This window comes from Delftia sp. DT-2 (assembly GCF_028401915.1).
Lineage (GTDB): Bacteria > Pseudomonadota > Gammaproteobacteria > Burkholderiales > Burkholderiaceae_C > Comamonas > Comamonas tsuruhatensis.
The window spans coordinates 1-18,849 of the sequence record NZ_JAQOTI010000027.1 but is presented as its reverse complement, the minus strand read 5'-3'; the positions used below and the strand labels follow the sequence as shown (position 1 = coordinate 18,849).

The following is an 18,849-nucleotide window of genomic DNA, read 5'->3' as shown; positions in this document are numbered from 1 at the left end:
AATCGGGTCCTGCTCATTGATCGGGACCCCCTCATGCTTCGGCACCGCCATCTGTCCATCGCCGCTGTCGGCGCACTGTCACTTGCACTCGCAGCCTGCGGCAAAAGCCCGCCGCCGGATCCGCGCACCCAGCCACCCCTCGTTCGCACCACCCTGGTAGCGCCAGGCAATGCTTCCGAGCGCGTCTTCACCGGCACCATCGCGGCCAGGGTGCAGGGCGATCTTGGATTTCGCGTGGCCGGCAAGGTGCTCGAGCGCCTGGTGGATACAGGCCAGACGGTCAGGCGCGGCCAGGCATTGCTGCGCCTCGACCCGGTGGACCTGAAGCTGGCCGCCCATGCCCAGCAGGAGGCCGTCGCAGCCGCCAGGGCACGGGCCCAGCAGGCCAGCGACGAGGAGCAGCGCTACCGTGACCTGCAGGGAACGGGTGCCGTTTCGGCCTTGGCCCATGAACAGATCAAGGCGGCCGCGGATGCCGCCCGCGCCCAGCTCAGGGCGGCCGAAGCGCAGGCCGCCGCAGCGCTGAACGCCAGCCGCTACGCCGAACTGCTGGCCGATGCCGATGGCATCGTGATGGAAACACTTGCCGAGCCTGGCCAGGTCGTCAGTGCCGGCCAGGTGGTCGTGCGCCTCGCCCATGCCGGCAGGCGCGAAGCGGTCGTCCAGTTGCCCGAGACACTGCGGCCCGCGCTGGGCTCGGCGGCCCAGGCCCGCCTGTTCGGCAGGGAGGATGTGGTCATCCCCGCCAGACTGCGCCAGCTGTCCGATGTGGCCGACCGGGCCACCCGCACCTTTGAGGCCCGCTATGTGCTGGACGCCGGCGCGGCGGCCAGCGCCCCGCTGGGCAGCACGGTCACGCTCAGGATTGGCGGGACATCGACATCGACATCGACATCGACAGCGACGGCCGGCAAGGCAACCCTGCAGGTCCCCATCGGCGCCATCCTCGATGAGGGCAAGGGCGCCGCTGTCTGGGTGGTGCAGGGCGATCAGGTCAGGCGCCAGCCCGTCACCGTGGTTCAGGTACAGGACGGCAATGCCCAGGTGGCGGGTGCGCTCGACCAGGGGGACCGGATCGTCGCGCTCGGCGCGCATTTGCTGAGCGAGGGTGCGCAGGTGCGGCTGGACAGCGAGGCGCCGGCGCCTTCAACGGCAACAACGGCAACAACGTCCACGGCGTCCTCCGTGTCCAAGGGAGCGTCCCGTGAGTGAAGGCCGTTTCAACCTGTCGGCGCTTGCCGTCCGTGAGCGCTCCATCACGCTGTTCCTGATCCTGCTGATTTCGCTGACGGGTGTCTTTGCCTTCCTGAAGCTGGGCCGGGCGGAAGATCCGGCCTTCACCGTCAAGGTCATGACCATCATCACGGCCTGGCCTGGCGCCACCCCGCAGGAAATGCAGGACCAGGTGGCAGAGAAGCTGGAAAAGCGCCTGCAGGAGCTGCGCTGGTATGACCGCACCGAAACCTTCGTCAGACCGGGGCTGGCCTTCACCACGCTGACCCTGCTCGACTCCACGCCCCCCGGCGAGGTGCAGGAGGAGTTCTACCAGGCCCGCAAGAAGCTCGGTGACGAAGCCCGCAACCTGCCGGCGGGCGTGATCGGTCCGATGGTGAACGACGAGTACGCCGACGTGACCTTTGCGATCTACGCCCTCAAGGCGCGCGGCGAAGAGCCCCGGGCGCTGGTGCGCGATGCCGAAGCCTTGCGCCAGCGTCTTTTGCATGTGCCGGGCGTCAAGAAGGTCAACATCGTCGGCGAGCAATCCGAGCGGATCTACGTGGAGTTCTCGCACGAGCGCCTGGCCACGCTGGGCATCAGCCCGCAGGACGTCTTCGCGGCATTGAACAACCAGAACGCCCTCACCCCTGCCGGGTCGGTGGAGACCCAGGGACCGCAGGTGTTCATCCGCATCGACGGGGCGTTCGACGCGCTGCAGAAGATCCGCGACACGCCCATCGTGGCCCAGGGCCGCACGGTCAAGCTGTCCGACATCGCCACCGTCCAGCGCGGCTACGAAGACCCCTCGACCTTCATCATCCGCAACGGTGCGGAGCCGGCCTTGCTGCTGGGCGTCGTCATGCGCGACGGCTGGAACGGGCTGGACCTGGGCAAGGCGCTGGACCGGGAGGTGGGTGCCATCAATGCAGACATGCCGCTGGGCATGGGCCTGACCAAGGTGACGGACCAGGCCGTGAACATCAGCGCCTCCGTCGATGAGTTCATGCTCAAGTTCCTGGCCGCGCTGCTGGTCGTGCTGGTGGTGTGCTTCGCCAGCATGGGCTGGCGCGTTGGCGTGGTGGTGGCTGCGGCCGTGCCGCTGACGCTGGCGGCCGTGTTCATCATCATGGCCGCCACGGGAAAGAATTTCGACCGCATCACGCTCGGCTCGCTGATCCTTGCGCTGGGCCTGCTGGTGGACGACGCCATCATCGCCATCGAGATGATGGTGGTGAAGATGGAAGAGGGCTACGACCGCGTGGCCGCGTCCGCCTACGCCTGGAGCCATACCGCGGCGCCCATGCTGTCCGGAACGCTGGTGACGGCGGTGGGCTTCATGCCCAACGGATTCGCACGCTCCACGGCGGGCGAGTACACCAGCAACATGTTCTGGATCGTCGGCATCGCGCTCATCGTGTCCTGGGTGGTGGCCGTGGTGTTCACGCCCTATCTGGGCGTGAAGATGCTGCCCCCTCTCAAGAAGGTCGAAGGCGGACATGCGGCGATGTATGGCACGCCCCGCTACGAGCGCCTGCGGCGCGTGCTGGGCAAGGTGATCGCCCGCAAGGGCATGGTGGCCGCAGTCGTGGGCGGGCTCATGGTGGCTTCCGTGCTGGGCATGTCCATCGTGAAGAAGCAGTTCTTTCCCATCTCCGACCGGCCCGAGGTGATGGTCGAGGTGCAGATGCCCTACGGCACCTCCATCGGCCAGACGAGCGAGACCACCCGCACGGTGGAAGCCTGGCTGCTGCAGCAGCCCGAATCGGAGATCGTGACCGCCTATATCGGCCAGGGCGCACCGCGCTTTTTTCTGGCCATCTCGCCTGAGCTGCCCGACCCGTCGTTCGCCAAGATCGTCGTGCGCACCGCCAACCAGGCGCAGCGCGACGCGCTCAAGCTCAGGCTGCGCGAGGCCATCGCCCAGGGACTGGCCCCGCAGGCGCAGGTGCGCGCATCGCAGATCGTGTTCGGGCCGTACTCCCCGTTCCCCGTGGCGTATCGCGTCTCCGGCCCCGACCCGCAGCGGCTGCGCGACATTGCCGGCCAGGTGCACCAGGTGCTGCACGACAGCCCGATGATGCGGACCGTGAACTCCGACTGGGGCGTGCGCACCCCTGTCATGCGCTTCACCCTGGACCAGGACCGGCTGCAGGCCATGGGCCTGACCTCCGCGGCAGTCGCGCAGCAGCTGCAATTCCTGCTCAGCGGCGTGCCCGTGACCACCGTGCGCGAGGACATCCGCACCGTGCAGGTGATGGCGCGTTCTGCGGGCGGCACCCGCCACGATGTGGCCAGGGTCGGCGACTTCACGCTCACCAACGCCACTGGCCAGCGCATACCGCTGTCGCAGCTGGGCGAGGTCACCGTGCAGATGGAGGAGCCCGTCATGCGCCGCCGCGACCGCATGCCCACCATCACGGTCCGCGGAGACATCGATGACAGCCTGCAGCCGCCCGATGTCTCTGCGGCCATCACCCGGCAGCTGGAGCCCATCAGGAAGGCGTTGCCTGCGGGCTACCGCATCGACGAGGCCGGCTCCATCGAGGAATCCGGCAAGGCCATGACGGCCATGCTGCCCCTGTTCCCGATCATGATCGCCATCACGCTGATCATCATCATCTTGCAGGTGCGGTCGATATCGGCCATGGTCATGGTGTTCCTGACCAGCCCCCTGGGATTGATCGGCGTGGTGCCGACGCTGATCGTCTTTCAGCAGCCCTTCGGCATCAATGCACTGGTGGGGCTGATCGCGCTGTCGGGCATCCTGATGCGCAACACGCTGATCCTGATCGGGCAGATCCAGCACAACGAGCAGAAGGGGCTTGCGCCGTTCCAGGCGGTGGTGGAGGCCACCGTCCAGCGCGCCCGGCCCGTGATCCTGACCGCGCTGGCGGCGATCCTGGCCTTCATCCCGCTGACCCAATCGGTGTTCTGGGGAACGCTGGCCTATACGCTGATCGGCGGCACGCTGGCCGGCACGGTGCTGACGCTGGTCTTCCTGCCCGCCATGTACTCGATCTGGTTCAGGATCAGGCCCGGCGAATCCCCGCGCTGATCCACGGCAAATGCGCCAGCGGCCCGGGCCGATTGGCCACAATGGCGCATCCCGTTCCAGGCTCAGGAGGCCATGCATGTCCGATATCCGCTGCGGCGATTCCACCCACCATCGCACCTCTTGGGGCCGCCGCTGCGCGCGCGCCGCCGCACCCGTGCTGGCGGCGCTGCTGCTGTCGCCGCTGGCCCAGGCAGCGCTCAAGGTGGGCGACACCGCGCCGCGCTTCACCACGCCGGCCGCGGTGGCGGGCAAGGCCTTCGATTTCGACATGGCCGCCACCCTCAGGAAGGGGCCGGTGGTGCTGTATTTCTTCCCCAAGGCCTTCACCCAGGGCTGCACCATGGAAGCCCACGCCTTTGCCGAGGCCACGCCGCGTTTCGCGGCCATGGGCGCCACGGTGGTGGGCATGTCGCATGACGACATCGATACGCTCAAGCGCTTTTCCACCGAGGCCTGCCGCGACCAGTTCGCCGTGGCATCGGACCCGCAGGCGCAGACCATCCGCGCCTACGACGCCTCGGCCGCCGCCAACCCCCAGCGCGCCGACCGCATCTCCTACGTGATCGGGCAGGACGGCAAGGTCCGCTTCGTGCACATGGGCTCGGACCCGGACGAGCATGTGCGCCAGACCGAGGCCGCGGTCAAGCGGCTGACCGGAAAGTAGCCCGCCGCGCGGCCCCTGTCAGGGGCCGTTGCCCTCGCCGGCCAGGATCTCGGCGTATTCCTCGTCCGTGAACAGCCTGGAGCGTGTGTGGAAGGCCTTGCCCGTGCTGCCCTCCAGCGAGAAGGTGCCGCCCTGGCCCTCGATCACGTCCAGGATGAGCTGGGTGTGCTTCCAGTATTCATACTGCGACTTGCCGATATAGAAGGGCGCGCCGCCCACCTGGCCCAGCAGCACGTCCTGGGCGCCTATCGTCAGCTCGCCGGGCAGATAGCAGTTGGCGGCGCTGTTGTCGCAGCAGCCGCCGGACTGGTGGAAGAACACCGGCCCGTGCTGCGCCTGCAGGTCGGCGATCAGCGCCAGTGCGGCCTCGGTGGCAATCACTTTGTCAACCATGGGTTGGTCCTTTCCTGGGCGGCCGGCCGCGCTGTGCGCCGCCGGCCGCATTCACCTGGGAAGAACTTCAGAAGAAGCCCAGCTTGTTCTCGCTGTAGCTGACCAGCAGGTTCTTGGTCTGCTGGTAGTGGTCCAGCATCATCTTGTGGGTTTCGCGGCCGATGCCCGATTCCTTGTAGCCGCCGAAGGCCGCGTGCGCCGGATAGGCGTGGTAGCAGTTGGTCCACACGCGCCCGGCCTTGATGGCGCGGCCCATGCGGTAGGCCACGTTGCCGTTGCGGCTCCACACGCCTGCGCCCAGGCCGTAGAGCGTGTCGTTGGCAATGGCCAGGGCCTCGGCCTCATCCTTGAAGGTGGTCACGGCCAGCACGGGGCCGAAGATTTCCTCCTGGAAGATGCGCATCTTGTTGTGGCCCTTGAACAGCGTGGGCTGCACGTAGTAGCCGCCTTCCAGGTCGCCGCCCAGATGGGCCTGGCCTCCGCCGGCCAGCACCTCGGCGCCCTCCTGCTTGCCCAGGTCCAGGTACGACAGGATCTTGGTGAGCTGCTCCTTGGACGCCTGCGCGCCCATCATGCTGTCGGTGTCCAGCGGGTTGGCATGCCGGATGGCGGCCACGCGCTGGAGCACGCGCTCCATGAAGCGGTCGTAGATGCTTTCGTGGATCAGCGCGCGGCTGGGGCAGGTGCAGACCTCGCCCTGGTTGAAGGCGAACAGCACCAGCCCTTCGACGGCCTTGTCGAGGAAGGCATCGTCCTTGTCCATCACATCGGCGAAGAAGATGTTGGGCGACTTGCCGCCCAGCTCCAGCGTGGCCGGGATCAGGTTGTTGGCGGCGGCCTGGGCGATCACGCGGCCCGTGGAGGTGGAGCCCGTGAAGGCGATCTTGGCGATGCGCTTGCTGGTGGCCAGCGGCATGCCGGCCTCGCGGCCGAAGCCGTTGACGATGTTGAGCACGCCGGGCGGCAGCAGGTCGGCAATGAGCTCGGCCAGGATCAGGATGCTGATGGGCGTGGACTCGGCCGGCTTGAGCACCACGCAGTTGCCTGCGCCCAGCGCGGGCGCCAGCTTCCAGGCCGCCATGAGGATGGGGAAGTTCCAGGGAATGATCTGGCCCACCACGCCCAGCGGCTCCTGGATGTGATAGGCCACCGTGGTCTCGTCGATATGGCTGAGCGCGCCTTCCTGGGCGCGCACGCAGCCCGCGAAATAGCGGAAATGGTCCACGGTCAGCGGGATGTCGGCATTCAGCGTCTCGCGGATGGCCTTGCCGTTGTCCACGGTCTCGGCATAGGCGAGCAGCTCCAGGTTGGCCTCGATGCGGTCGGCGATCTTCAGCAGGACGTTCGCACGCTCGGCCGCGCTGGTGCGGCCCCAGGCGTCGCTGGCGGCATGGGCGGCGTCCAGCGCCAGTTCGATGTCTTCGGCCGTGGAGCGCGCGGCGCGGGTGTAGACCTTGCCGCTGATGGGGGTGACCACGTCGAAGTACTGCTCCTTGACCGGAGGTACGAACCTGCCGCCGATGAAGTTGTCGTAGCGGGCCTTGTAGGCGATCTTGGCGCCAGCGGCGCCGGGTGCTGCGTAGACGGTCATGCTGCTTGTCTCCTGAGGATGCTTATGGGTCTGTTGTGATCGGGTGTGGATCGGGATATCCGGCCATGGCCGGACGGCAGACATGATTCAAAAGCCGTGCCAGCCCGCAGGCCGCACGGCAGGTGCCCGCAAAGGCCCGCGGGACGTGGCTGCTGCGGGTATTCCCGTGCGCGTTCGCCCTGTGCCGTGACGTTGCGCAACAGGACAACTGTCCAGAAATGGAACAGTCGGGCGCCTGACCCGCCACTTGGCTTGCCCGGTGCCCGCCGGCCCCGCATACTGGCCCGCAACGCGGCGCAATGACGCCCGAGCAGGAGACAGCATGCAATCGAGAGCCTCCCTTGTGGCCTTGCGCCAGGCCCGTCACAGCCTGATGGAGTCGGGCCGCTGCCCCAGCGGCCTGGTGGACGAGCGCCTGGCGCGCTCGTGGCAGCGCTGCATCGAGCAGGGACTGCGTCCCACCGGGCGCCTGGGCGCCGCCGACAACCTGGAGCAGCATGCGCTGGGCGTGCTGCGCAGCCGCCACCATGCGCTGCTGGCGCATTCACGGCCCGTCATGGAATACCTGTCCGAGCAGGTGCGCGGCAGCCAGAGCGTGGTGGTGCTGGCCGGCCCCTGCGGCACCCTGGTGGATACCTGCGGCGACCCTTTCTTTCTGGGCAAGGCCGAGCGCGTGGCCCTGGCCAGCGGTGCGTCCTGGCATGAGGCGCAGCGCGGCACCAATGCCATCGGCACGGCACTGGCCGAGATGGACTCCATCGAAATCCAGGGCGGCGAGCATTTCCTGGAGCGCAACGGCTTTCTCACCTGCGCGGCCGCGCCCATCCTGTCGGGCACGGGCCAGCTGCTGGGCATCCTGGACATCTCCAGCGAATATGGCCGGGGCAGCCCGCACACGCTGGGCCTGGTCGGCACGGCGGCCCGCATGATCGAAAACCGCCTCATGGCCTGCGACGGCCAGCGCCACATCCGCCTGCACCTGCACGCGCGGCCCGAAGGCATTGGCACGGTGGGCGAAGGCATTGCGCTGATCTCGGGCGACGGCTGGGTGGTGGGTGCCAACCGCGCCGCTCTGGCCTTGCTGCGCCTGTCGCACGCGCAGCTGGGCAGCGTGGCGCTGGACCAGGTGCTGGACGCCAGCCTGCAGGAGCTGCTGTCACGCCAGCACCGCCAGCCCGATGCGGCCCAGCCGCTGCGGCGCCATGACGGCACGGCGCTGTTCGGCCAGCTGGTGCCGGACCGGCGCACCATCATGGCGGGGGCGGCGGCGCAGACAGTGCAGGAGGCGCTGGGAGCGCGGCAAGCGGGGGAAACACGGCAGGCCCCCCGCGATGCGCTGGCGCGGCTGGACACGGGCGATGCGCGCTGGCGTGCGGCGGCCGACAAGGCCCGGCGCGTGCTGGGCAAGCCGATTGCGCTGCTCATCCAGGGCGAGTCCGGCGTGGGCAAGGAATGGTTTGCGCGCGCGGCCCACGACAGCGGGCCGCGCCGCGACGGCCCGTTCGTGGCCATCAACTGCGCGGCCATGCCCGAGTCGCTGATCGAGGCCGAGCTGTTCGGCTACCGCCAGGGCGCCTTCACGGGCGGGCGGCGCGAAGGACAGGCGGGCCTGCTGCGCCAGGCGCACGGCGGCACCCTGTTCCTGGACGAGATCGGCGACATGCCGCTGTCGCTGCAGACCCGGCTGCTGCGCGTGCTGCAGGAGCGGCAGGTGGTGCCGCTGGGCGGCGGCACGCCCGTTGCGGTCGATTTCGCGCTGGTCAGCGCCTCCAACCGCAGGCTGCGCGAGGATGCCGACCAGGGGCGCTTTCGTGCCGACCTGTACTACCGCATCAACGGCCTGGCCGTGGAGCTGCCTCCGCTGCGCGAGCGCGGCGACTTCGAGGCGCTGGCCGCGCGCATGCTGGCCGACATCGAACCCGCGCGCCCGCTGCGCATGGCACCGGCCCTGCTGGCGCAGCTGGCCGGCCATGGCTGGCCCGGCAATCTGCGCCAGTGCGCCAGCGTGCTGAGAACGGCCTGCGCCATGCTCGATCCCCATGAGGACTGCCTGCAGTGGCAGCACCTGCCCGACGACTTCCAGGCCGAGCTGGCGCAGACCGCCCGCAGCGGCCCCCGGCTCGACGCTGCGCCGCAGAGCCTGGATGAACTCTCGCGCTCGGCCGTGCGGCAGGCGCTGGAGAACTGCCGGGGCAATGTCACCCAGGCCGCGCGCATGCTGGGCATCAGCCGCCAGACGCTGTACCGCAAGCTGGCCCAGGACCGTGCGGCGGACGGCTTGCGGCTGCAGTGAGGCGCTTGCCGGTGCTCAGGCCTTGAAGGTGATCCAGGGCCTGAGCTTCACGGCGGCGTGGATCAGGCCGGCGGCCTCCTGCGACTCGATGACCGGGCCGATGGGCTTGTAGGCTTCGGGCGCCTCCTCGATGCGGCGCTCCTCGCGCAGCGTCACGCATTGCCAGCCCTGCTCGCCCGCATGGCCTGCGCGGGCTTCGGGGCGCAGCGCGCGCACGGCCTGGCGGCGCATGCGCCGCCCCGCGCCATGGCTGCAGGACCAGAGCCAGTCGGCCGCGCCCAGGCCCGTGACCAGGTAGGAGGCATCGCCCATGGACCCCGGGATCAGCGCGAAGTCGCCCTCGTTGGCCGGCGTGGCGCCCTTGCGGTGGATGTTCATGCCGCCTTGCTGCAGAACCACGTTGTGCGGCACATCGACCACCAGGCGCGAATCCGCTGCGCCCACGATCTGCTCCAGGTCCTTGCGCACCAGCTCGGCCAGCACCACGCGGTTGGCCCAGGCATAGCGCGCCGCCACGCCCATGGCCTGCAGGTACTCGCCGGCCAGCGGACCCGACAGGCCGTACAGGCCGCTGGCCGGGTGCTTCACGCCTTGCGGCCACTCGGCCCGGGCGCGGTCCATCCAGGCCTGGCCCACGTAAAAGCCCAGGTCGCGCGAGCCGCTGTGGATCATCACCACCACGTCGCCCGCGCGCAGGCCGGCGCGGTAGGCCGCGTGGCGGTCCAGCACCTCATCGACCACCTGCAGTTCCACGAAATGGTTGCCCGATCCCACCGTGCCCAGGCACGGGTCGCGGAACACGGCATGGCGCTCCTGCAGATAGGCATGGGGCGCGTGGCGGGCGCTGCCAGCGAAGCTGTCCAGGCCGATGCAGGCGGCCAGCTCGCGGTGCAGGCGGTCCCTGTCGACATGGCCCCACAGGCCCTGGCCATTCAGCCGGTCCACAAAGGCGGCCGGCCCGTGGTCGAACAGCGCGCGGAAGGCGGCCGTGGTCACGGGCACGTCGCGCCCGCTGCCCAGCAGGCTGGCGGTCAGCAAGTCCACCAGCCGGCCCTTGTGCGGTGCCAGCTGGTCCAGCCGGGCGCCCGTGGTCAGCAGGCGCACGCTGCAGTTGATGTCCGTGCCGATGGCGGCCGGAATGACGAAGTCCGATGGCGTGGCCACCACGCTGCCCACGGGCGCCACCGTGCCCGGATGGAAGTCGGGCGTGGCGCAGGCGCGGCAGACGGCGCCGTGGCTGCCCTGGCCGTCATGCCGGCGCACGGCCGCAAAGGCCAGCAGCTGGCGCACGGCCTTGTCCTCCAGGGGAAGACTGTCGGGAAGAAGGATGTGGGCCTCGGCCTGGCCATCGCGCACGTGGTAGATGCCGTCGCGATAGTCGAGAGAGATGCCCGTGCGTGCAAAGGCACGCTGGAGTCGTTGAGGAGTGCTCATGGCTGCAGATCCGCGAGGCCTGGTTGGCGCTCGCCGCGTCCGATGGGTGTACGGACGATGAAAGACACCCGGGCGGCAAAGGCCCGGAAAACGTCTTTCCTGCAGCAGCTCGTTCAAGAAAGAAGGGGCGCAGTATAGCGGCAGATTTTCGAATCGTCTGCAGTGTCGATGGTTTTTAATAAATTTGTATTCATTTCAATAGAAAATAATAATGATTGCCGTCCTGCCCAGAAATCCGCGTAAACACCCATGCCCGGACTACTGAATCAACGGTATCCGCAGCATCTGAAAGAAGATGTAATTTAAATAATCAAAAACATCCTACAAGTTGTTTCGGCGCGTCCGGGATGATGTGGTTTATTGGCCCGGTGGCCAATTCAATCCATTCATTTCATCTGTATTCCATGTATTCCTTTTAAGAGGGAGCGCGCCTTTATGGTTTCGGATCTCGGAATTTCCTATTCCTGGCGCCAGAGAAAATCATCTACCGATTGGTGGAAACTGATTGGCATACTATCTCTGGCGGCGCTGATGCCCGTCGCGGTGCAGGCTGGGGTCATCTTCGACAATTTCCGTGGACAGGTTTCGGTGCCTGGTGGATCGCCGGCTCCCAACTACCTGAACTATTCCGGTGGAAATTCGGTGGTACAGCTGCAGAATCTGGTGAGCTTTGCCAGCTCCACCACCAACATCGCGTCTTCAGGCACTGCGCAGAATATCGATTGGAATATTGCCAGTGCCACGCTGTGCAACAGCGCGGCCGGCAGCGGCTGGCAGTCTTCCGCCGCATGCCAGCAGTGGCTGCAGGGCCGCGTGGTGTATGCGCTGGTTGTATTTCCCACGGCGGGAACCTATGGATTTTCCGCTGCGCACGATGATGAGGTGAAGGTGGAGTTCTCCACCAATTTCACCAAGGCCAACGCGGCGCATTACAGAACCTTCGACTACAACGTACCTGTGGGGCAATTGGGGTCGTTTACCTCGGGCGATACGCAGTTTGAGAACATTCCCGGCAGCTTCGTGGTGGCACAGAACAACACTTGTTATGCCATGCGCGTGCACTGGAACAACCAGGGCGGGCTCAACCACCTGCGCCTGCGCTGGACGCCGCCGGGGCAGTCCGCACAGATCATTCCCGCCGCCAACCTGCGCGATCCCAGCGATCCGGCATCCTATGACGGCTGTGCCAACTTCAATACGGACATCGGCATTTCCAAGACTGGGCCGGACACCTTCGACAATGCCACGCCGTTCGACTACGAGCTCAAGGTCTGGAACTACGGACCCAACGCGGCCGGCAACGTGACCGTCGCCGACCTGCTGCCGGACAACGTCAGCCTGACATCGCCCATTGCCTGCATCTCCTCCGGTGCCGCCGTGTGCGGAACGCAGGCGGCCAACGGCAGGGCACTGTCGATGAGGACCGGCGTGCTGCCGGTGAACAGCAGCGGCGGGGCGGCGCATGTGCCGCCCACCTCGGGCGACTACCTGGTCTACCGCTTCCAGGTGACGCCGGCATCGGGGACGAACAGCATCACCAACACGGCCGCCATCACCATCAACGACACCAATCCGGCCAACAACTCCAGCACATTCGTGAACCAGCGCCAGGGCCAGGTCGTGGTGGAAAAGTCAGGCCCGAACTCAGTCCTCGTAGGCCAGGGCTTTGCCTACCAACTCACGCTGACCAACTACCGCACGGGCGGCACCGCCGCGATCAGCAACCCCGTGGTGCAGGACCAGCTGCCGCCGGGCGTGGCGGCCACGACCTCCACCGCACCGGTCGCTTGCGCGCCGCTCAATGTGCCGGGTGCCCTGCTCACCTGCACGCTGCCGGGCACGCTGGCCGGTGGCGGCGCGAGCCAGACCTTCAGCATCCAGGTCAACGCGCCCGCTGTGGGCTCCATCGTCAACTACGCTGCAACGCATCCCGCGCCACCTGCGACCTCGGCCTTGCCGCCGTCGCCGCCCGGGCCGCAGTGCGACGCTGTCACCACCAGCTGCACCAGCGCCAAGACCACCGTCGTGGGCCAGCCCAGACTCAAGGTGGGCAAGTCGGCTTCCATGGATTCCTTCATCGTCGGCCTGCAGGCCAGCTATGCCATCACTGTCGAGAACGTGGGAACCGGTGCGACGCCGCAGGCCACCGTGGTGACTGATACGCTCGACAGCAGCCTGACCATCGGCAGCCTGCCGGCGGGCTGCACGCGCAGCGGCCAGGCGGTCAGTTGCACCATTGCCGCAGGGCTGGCGACCCACAGCCAGGTCAGCTTTGCCATTCCCGTGACGCCTACCGTGGCCAATATCCTGCTGACCAACACCGCAACGGCCACGGGCGGCGGCGATCCGCTGTGCCCCAGCGCCTGCAGCAGCCAAGTCCAGGTGCCCGTGAAGGCGCCCAGGCTGGCCATTGCCAAGTCGGCCTCCATGGAGTCCTTCGTCGTGGGCCTGAACGCCAGCTATGTGCTCACCGTGCGCAACACGGGTACGGCGGCAACCACGGCGCCCGCCACGGTCACCGACACGGTGGCGGCCAACCTGCTCATCAATTCCGTGTCTGCAGGCTGCTCGTTCGCGGGTCAGCTGGTCAGCTGCACAATTCCTGCGGGCATGGCGACCAGCAGCCAGGTGAGCTTTGCCATCTCGGTGACGCCCCAGCCGGCGGCGGCCAACACGGCGATCTCCAACGTGGCCCAGGTCGGTGGCGGCGGCGATCCTTCCTGTGCGGCTGGCTGCACCAGCAACGAGGTGCTGGTGCCCGTCAACGCCTCCAGGCTGCGGATCGTCAAGCGCGCTTCCGACGATGCCTTCATCGTCGGCCAGCCTGCGCGCTATGTGCTGACCGTGACGAACACGGGCATGGCAGACACCATCGCCGAGACCCGCATCACCGATGTGATCGCCACCACGCTGACCATCGGCACGCTGCCGGGCCCTTGCACGGCGGCGGGCCAGTTGGTCACCTGCACGATAGCGGCGGGCCTGGCTCCCGGCGGCCAGGTGAGCTTCACCATTCCCGTGACGCCCATGACGACCGCCGGCAACACCACCATCTCTAACACGGCGCGCGTTGACGGCGGGGGCGACCCGTCCTGCTTATCCGGATGCAGCAGCAACGAGGTGGTGGAGCCGGTGAACACACCGCAACTGCAGATCGCGAAGACGGCGTCCAGCCCGGTGTTTGTGGTGGGGCAGGCGGCCTACTACACCATCACCGTGAGGAACACAGGTACGGCGGCCACCACGGCGCCGACCCTTGTGCGCGATGTGATCGCCTCCACGCTGACCCTGGGCACCCTGCCGGCAGGGTGCTCGGTGATGGATCAGGTGCTCAGCTGCACCGTGCCCGCCGGGCTGGCGACGGGCGGGCAATGGAGTGCGGTGATCCCCGTCACGCCGCAGGCCGCAGCGGCCAACACCACGCTGGCCAATACGGCCAGTCTGACGGGCGGTGGCGACCCTTCCTGCGTGGCCCGTTGCGACAGTGGCACCGTGACCACGCCGGTGGAGTCACCCAGGTTGGAGGTGAGCAAGACGGCGTCGGCCGGAGCCTTCGCCGAGGGGCAGGCCGCCAGCTACGTGATCACGGTGCGCAATGTGGGCACGACGGCCACCACGCAGGACGCCGTGGTGCGCGACGAGATGGCGTCGGGCCTGATGGTGACGGGCGTCTCTGCCGGGTGCGCGTTCTCCGGCCAGACCGTCCTGTGCACGGTGCCTGCGGGGCTGGGCGTGGGCGCGTCCGCGACCTTCACGCTTTCGGTGGTGCCCAGGTCCGGCACGGCGGGCTCCTCCATCCTCAACACGGCCCATGTGACGGGGGGCGGCGATCCGCTGTGCCTGGCCAATTGCGACAGCCCCACGGTGGTGGTGCCGGTGAACGCGCCCAAACTCTCGCTCGCCAAGACCTTCTCGTCGGGCCATTTCCTGGCCGGGCAGTCCGCCAACTATGTTTTCACGGTGACCAACACCGGCACGACCGCCACCACGGCGCACGCCACGGTGCGCGACGTGCTGTCCACCAGCCTGGCGCTGGGTACCATGCCTGCCGGCTGCACGGCCAGCGGGCAGAGCGTTGCCTGCATCGTGCCGGCGGGCCTTGCTGTGGGGCAGTCGGCCAGCTTCACCATCCCGGTGACGGCCAAGGCGTCCGCAGGCAACACCACGCTCGTGAACACGGCCAACGTGACGGGGGGCGGGGACGCTTCCTGCGAGACCGGCTGCACCGGCACCGTCACCACGCCCATAGGCCCGTCGCCCTCGCCGGCCTCCATCCCCGTGGATTCGCCCTGGATGCTGGCCCTGCTGGGCGTTCTGCTGGCCGCAGGGGCCGCGCTGCAAGAGCGGCGCCTGCGCGGCTGATGCCCGCAGCGCGCTGGCATGGGCCATGTCGGCGCGCCTGTGGGAGCACTTTTAGGCGTCCCTTCAGCGCCCCTTACAGCGCATCTTTGCGGCCTCAGGCGTTGCGCCGCTCGTACTGGGCGATGGCGTTGAGCAGCAGGGGCGAGAACTTCTTCGCGTAGTCGGCGCCGCTCCACTGGCTTGACGATCCGCTCAGGTGCAGGGCGCCCAGCGGCACGCCGTCGGCATCGACCACGGCGGCAGCCAGCGCGACCTCGCCCATGATGAATTCATCCACCACCATGGCGTAGCCGCGCTCGCGCACCTTCTTCAGTTCCGCCTGGACGGCCTTGGCGGTGGTCAGCGTCCGGGGCGTGCTGGCCACCAGGCGGCCGGGGGCCAGCAGCTGCTCCACCTGCGCCTCGTCCAGCCGTGCCATCACGGCGCGCCCGCCTGCCGTGCATTGCAGGGGCACGCGCCGGCCCACAAGCGAGGCGTGGTAGTGCTCGGTGCTGGTCTGGTGGCGCAGCACATGCACCAGCCAGTCGCCGTCGCGCAGCGACAGGCTGATCTTCTGCTCCGTGTCCTTGGACAGCTGCAGCAGCAGGGGGTTGAGCGCCTCGGCCAGCGCATGGGTGCGCAGGAAGTGGAAGGTCAGGTCCAGCACGCCCGGGCCCAGCCGGTAGCGGCGGGTCTGGCTGTTTTGCTGCAGGTAGCCCTCGGCGCTGAGGGTGTAGGCGTAGCGCTGGGCGGCGCTCTTGTCCAGGCCGCTGCGCTCCATGATTTCCGTGAGGCTCAGGTCGCCCGCCGCGCCCTTGAAGCAGTCCAGCACGCGGAATGCCTTGCCCACGGAACCCACATACAACGCGTTTTCGATCATCGTTTTACCTGATTGTGAATCTGAAGTATTAAATAACAATACCAAGTATTGAAAAATACGGAGGCAGCGGATGCCACAGCAAGCCATTGTCAGTGCGGACCGGGCGGTCGGCGCGTCGGAGTGGATCAAGGGCCAGCGGGAGAACATGCTTTCGCTGCTGGCGGACATCGTCAACATCGACTCGGGCAGCTTCGACAAGCCTGGCGTGGCGCGCGTGTTCCGGCGCCTGGAGGCCTTCTTCCTGGGCCAGGGGCTGCAGGTCAGCCCGCATTTCGTCGATGGCGTGGAGGCCGCGATCTCGGTCACCGTGAACGCGGGCAGCACCGTGGGCAGGCCCGTGCTGCTGATGGGGCACTGCGACACGGTCTTCCCTGAAGGCGAGGCCGCGCGCAGGCCGTTCCGCATCGAAGGCGGCAGGGCCTACGGCCCGGGCGTGGCCGACATGAAGTCGGGCATCGTCATGAACGCCTTCCTGCTGGCTGCGCTGGCCCACAGCGCGGAGCCTGCGCCCGAGGTCACGGGCCTGTTCACCTGCGACGAGGAAATCGGCTCGCCCCTGAGCAAGTCCGTCATCGAGCCCTTTGCGCGCAAGGCGGGCTTTGTCTTCAATGCGGAGCCGGGCCGGCCTTCGGGCAACGTGGTCACGGGCCGCAAGGGCGGCGTGTTCTTCGGCGTGGAGATCGAGGGCAAGGCGGCGCACTCGGGCGCCAACTTCGCCGAGGGCATCAGCGCCATCTCGGAGCTGGCGCACAAGGTGGTGGCGCTGGACGCGCTCACCGACCTGGACAAGGGCGTCACGGTCAACGTGGGCCTGGTGTCGGGCGGGCTGTCGGTGAACACGTCGGCGCCGTCGGCCAAGGCGGCCATCGACCTGCGCATTTTCGATCTGGACCAGCGCGAGTCCCTGGTGGGCCGCATACGCTGCATCTGCGACAAGTCCTTCATCCAGGGCACGCGCTCCACGCTGAACATCACCGGCGAGTTCCGCCCCTTCGTTCCCACGCCGCAGTCGCAGCAATTGTTCGAGCTGTACCAGGCCGAGCTGGGCGCGCTGGGCCACAAGGCCGAGGGCGAGTTCAGCGGCGGCTGCGCGGACTCGGGCGTGACCTCCAGCCTGGGCGCCATCACGCTGTGCGGCACCGGTCCCGTAGGCGGCAAGTTCCACACCACCGACGAGTACTGCGAGGTGGAAACCATCGTCCCGCGCGGCCTGGCGGTGCTCCACACCATTGCGCGCCTGCCCCACGCCCGGTGGTAGGGCGCGCCTGATTCCCGCCTTCCCCTCAAGCCACTGCCTGGTGCACTTTCATGAATCCACTTGCCTTGCCCACACGCCGCTCGCTCCTGAAAATCGCCGCCGGCCTGCCGCTGGCGCCCCTGCTGCTGCAGCCTGCCGCGGCCTCGGCGCCCGGCCCGGTCAGCCTGATGGTGCCCTACCCGGCAGGCGGGCCCAGCGACGTCAGCGCCCGCATCCTGAGCAAGCCCATAGGCGAGGGACTGGCGACCAAGGTGATCGTGGAAAACCTGGGCGGCGCCACGGGGACGATTGCCGCCTCCAAAGTGCTGGGCGCCAGGGCCGACGGCAGCATGTTCTTCCAGGGCACGCAGAACGAACTCATCCTGCCGCCGCTCACCAACAAGGCCGTGCGCTACCAGCCCGATGCGTTCGAGAACCTGCAGTACATCACCGTCACCCACCTGGTGCTGCTGGTGCGTTCGGGCCTGCCGGCCCGGGACATGCAAGAGTTCCTGGCGCTGGCGCGCTCGCGCAACGAGAGCAATTCGCTGACCTACGGCTCGGTGGGCGTGGGCTCGCTCTACCACCTGATCACCGAGTACATGGGCAAGGTGGTGAAGGTGCCGTTCACCCACGCGCCCTATGCGGGCACGGCGCCCGTGATCCAGGACCTGGCCGGCGGCCAGATCGACTTCAGCATCATGCCGTTCCAGGCGTCCATGCTGGAGATGATCCGCACCGGCCGCTTCCGGGCACTGGCCGTGCTGTCGCGCAACCGGCCTGCCGTGCTGTCGGCCGTGCCCAGCATCACCGAAGTGCCGGCGCTGCGCGATTTCGAGTACGCCAGCCTGGCGGGCTACTTCGTCAAGCGCGGCACGCCGCAGGACGTCAAGCAGCGCCTGAACCAGGCCATCGGCCAGGCCCTGCTGGACCCGCAGGTCATCGCCAAGCTGGAGGCCGACGGCCGTGATGTCGCCAAGCCCATGGGCCTGGACGATGCGGCGGCCGCCTATGCGCGCGAGATCGCCAAGTACCGCGAGATGATCCGCGTCACGGGCTACGTGCAGGCGGATTGAGAGCGAAGGCCGCAACCTACGCGAGTGCGCCCTCCAGCAGCTCGGCCATGCGCGGCAGGTCGGGCTCGGCGCTGGTCACCAGCAAGATGGCGCGCTCATAGGCGGCGCCCGCAATGGGCAGCATGCGGCAGTCGCCCATGAAGCGCTCCAGGCCCGTCCAGTGCGGCACCAGGCCCACGCCCATGCCGTCGGCGGCCAGCATGGCAATGGCCTCCAGCGCGTCCAGGTCGCACAGCACCGCAGGCTCCAGCCCCTGGTCGGCCAGCCAGTCGGCCGCATGGCGGCCTCCCCAGGCATCGGGGTCGTAGCGTATGTAGGGCAGGCTGCGCAGCAGCGCGGCAGGCCGGCCGCGCGCCTGGGGCGGGGCCAGCAGCACCAGCGGCTCGCGGCGCAGCTGCACGCTGCGCAGCGCCTTGGGCAGTTCAAAAGGGGGCGCCACGATGACGGCGGCATCGAGCTCGCCGGCCTGCAGCATCTGGAACAGCGCGCGCGAGGTGCCCGGCACGATGACGGGCCGGCACTGTGGCGCCGCCTGCGTGAGCTTGCGCAGCGCGGCCGGCAGCATGCCGGTGAGCGCGGTCGAGATGGCGCCGATGCGCAGCGTGCCGGCCAGGCCATCGGCGCTGGCATCGCTGCCCAGCAGCGCGGCCTCGCGCACCAGGCGCCG

General features: G+C 68.1%; 12 protein-coding genes. 7 read left to right on the top strand and 5 right to left on the bottom strand.

All coding sequences use genetic code 11. The features are described 5' to 3' along the window. Nucleotides 1–33 precede the first annotated feature (33 nt). The 3 genes from PO605_RS29525 to PO605_RS29515 all read left to right on the top strand — a co-directional run bounded on the left by PO605_RS29525 (nucleotide 34) and on the right by PO605_RS29515 (nucleotide 4,937). Complete coding sequence (locus PO605_RS29525) at nucleotides 34–1,212, top strand: efflux RND transporter periplasmic adaptor subunit (protein ID WP_272207290.1); 1,179 nt, start codon at nucleotides 34–36, stop codon at nucleotides 1,210–1,212. After that, nucleotides 1,205–4,273 carry an efflux RND transporter permease subunit gene (locus tag PO605_RS29520; protein WP_272207289.1) on the top strand — a complete coding sequence of 1,023 codons (3,069 nt, stop codon included), beginning with the start codon at nucleotides 1,205–1,207 and terminating at the stop codon, nucleotides 4,271–4,273. Before PO605_RS29525 ends, PO605_RS29520 begins: the two co-directional genes overlap by 8 nt. Before the next feature lie 76 nt (nucleotides 4,274–4,349). After that, complete coding sequence (locus tag PO605_RS29515) at nucleotides 4,350–4,937, top strand: peroxiredoxin (RefSeq protein ID WP_016445472.1); 588 nt, start codon at nucleotides 4,350–4,352, stop codon at nucleotides 4,935–4,937. Between the two features lie 18 nt (nucleotides 4,938–4,955). Here PO605_RS29515 and PO605_RS29510 read toward each other — a convergent pair whose 3' ends face one another. Further along, nucleotides 4,956–5,330 (bottom strand): DUF779 domain-containing protein, encoded by a 375-nt coding sequence (locus tag PO605_RS29510; protein WP_047326464.1) that lies wholly within the window; start codon nucleotides 5,328–5,330, stop codon nucleotides 4,956–4,958. Nucleotides 5,331–5,397: 67 nt separating this feature from the next. Continuing rightward, entirely contained in the window at nucleotides 5,398–6,921 is a 1,524-nt protein-coding gene (gene exaC / locus PO605_RS29505) for an acetaldehyde dehydrogenase ExaC (protein WP_012207447.1), read from the bottom strand. A 322-nt stretch (nucleotides 6,922–7,243) separates the two neighbouring features. Between exaC and PO605_RS29500 the strand changes: the two genes are divergently transcribed. Further along, complete coding sequence (locus PO605_RS29500) at nucleotides 7,244–9,214, top strand: sigma-54-dependent Fis family transcriptional regulator (protein ID WP_074921518.1); 1,971 nt, start codon at nucleotides 7,244–7,246, stop codon at nucleotides 9,212–9,214. A 15-nt stretch (nucleotides 9,215–9,229) separates the two neighbouring features. Here PO605_RS29500 and PO605_RS29495 read toward each other — a convergent pair whose 3' ends face one another. Then, a complete protein-coding gene (locus PO605_RS29495) occupies nucleotides 9,230–10,648 on the bottom strand; it encodes an RtcB family protein (RefSeq protein WP_272207288.1) in 1,419 nt (472 codons plus the stop codon). Nucleotides 10,649–11,311: 663 nt separating this feature from the next. On the opposite strand from PO605_RS29495, the gene PO605_RS29490 reads away from it, so the two are divergent. Further along, nucleotides 11,312–15,010, top strand: a complete 3,699-nt coding sequence (locus PO605_RS29490; protein ID WP_272207287.1) for a hypothetical protein — start codon at nucleotides 11,312–11,314, stop codon at nucleotides 15,008–15,010. Between the two features lie 94 nt (nucleotides 15,011–15,104). Here PO605_RS29490 and PO605_RS29485 read toward each other — a convergent pair whose 3' ends face one another. Beyond that, entirely contained in the window at nucleotides 15,105–15,869 is a 765-nt protein-coding gene (locus PO605_RS29485) for an IclR family transcriptional regulator (RefSeq protein ID WP_013800690.1), read from the bottom strand. A 70-nt stretch (nucleotides 15,870–15,939) separates the two neighbouring features. On the opposite strand from PO605_RS29485, the gene PO605_RS29480 reads away from it, so the two are divergent. Beyond that, the gene (locus tag PO605_RS29480) at nucleotides 15,940–17,127 is read left to right on the top strand and encodes a M20 family metallopeptidase (protein ID WP_272207286.1); all 1,188 of its coding nucleotides are present in this window, start codon (nucleotides 15,940–15,942) and stop codon (nucleotides 17,125–17,127) included. Nucleotides 17,128–17,177: 50 nt separating this feature from the next. After that, nucleotides 17,178–18,182 (top strand): tripartite tricarboxylate transporter substrate binding protein, encoded by a 1,005-nt coding sequence (locus PO605_RS29475; protein ID WP_047217162.1) that lies wholly within the window; start codon nucleotides 17,178–17,180, stop codon nucleotides 18,180–18,182. Nucleotides 18,183–18,198: 16 nt separating this feature from the next. On the opposite strand, the gene PO605_RS29470 is transcribed toward PO605_RS29475, so the two are convergent. Continuing rightward, nucleotides 18,199–18,849 (bottom strand): LysR substrate-binding domain-containing protein (locus tag PO605_RS29470; protein ID WP_272207285.1); only part of this gene is annotated, 651 nt, incomplete at its 5' end.

What these genes read in the sequence shown, in the direction of transcription:
- PO605_RS29510 (WP_047326464.1), bottom strand. Translation starts at nt 5,330, where the DNA reads ATGGTTGACAAAGTGATTGCCACCGAGGCCGCACTGGCGCTGATCGCC.
- PO605_RS29475 (WP_047217162.1), top strand. Translation starts at nt 17,178, where the DNA reads ATGAATCCACTTGCCTTGCCCACACGCCGCTCGCTCCTGAAAATCGCC.
- PO605_RS29495 (WP_272207288.1), bottom strand. Translation starts at nt 10,648, where the DNA reads ATGAGCACTCCTCAACGACTCCAGCGTGCCTTTGCACGCACGGGCATC.
- PO605_RS29515 (WP_016445472.1), top strand. Translation starts at nt 4,350, where the DNA reads ATGTCCGATATCCGCTGCGGCGATTCCACCCACCATCGCACCTCTTGG.
- PO605_RS29485 (WP_013800690.1), bottom strand. Translation starts at nt 15,869, where the DNA reads ATGATCGAAAACGCGTTGTATGTGGGTTCCGTGGGCAAGGCATTCCGC.
- PO605_RS29480 (WP_272207286.1), top strand. Translation starts at nt 15,940, where the DNA reads ATGCCACAGCAAGCCATTGTCAGTGCGGACCGGGCGGTCGGCGCGTCG.
- PO605_RS29500 (WP_074921518.1), top strand. Translation starts at nt 7,244, where the DNA reads ATGCAATCGAGAGCCTCCCTTGTGGCCTTGCGCCAGGCCCGTCACAGC.
- exaC (WP_012207447.1), bottom strand. Translation starts at nt 6,921, where the DNA reads ATGACCGTCTACGCAGCACCCGGCGCCGCTGGCGCCAAGATCGCCTAC.
- PO605_RS29525 (WP_272207290.1), top strand. Translation starts at nt 34, where the DNA reads ATGCTTCGGCACCGCCATCTGTCCATCGCCGCTGTCGGCGCACTGTCA.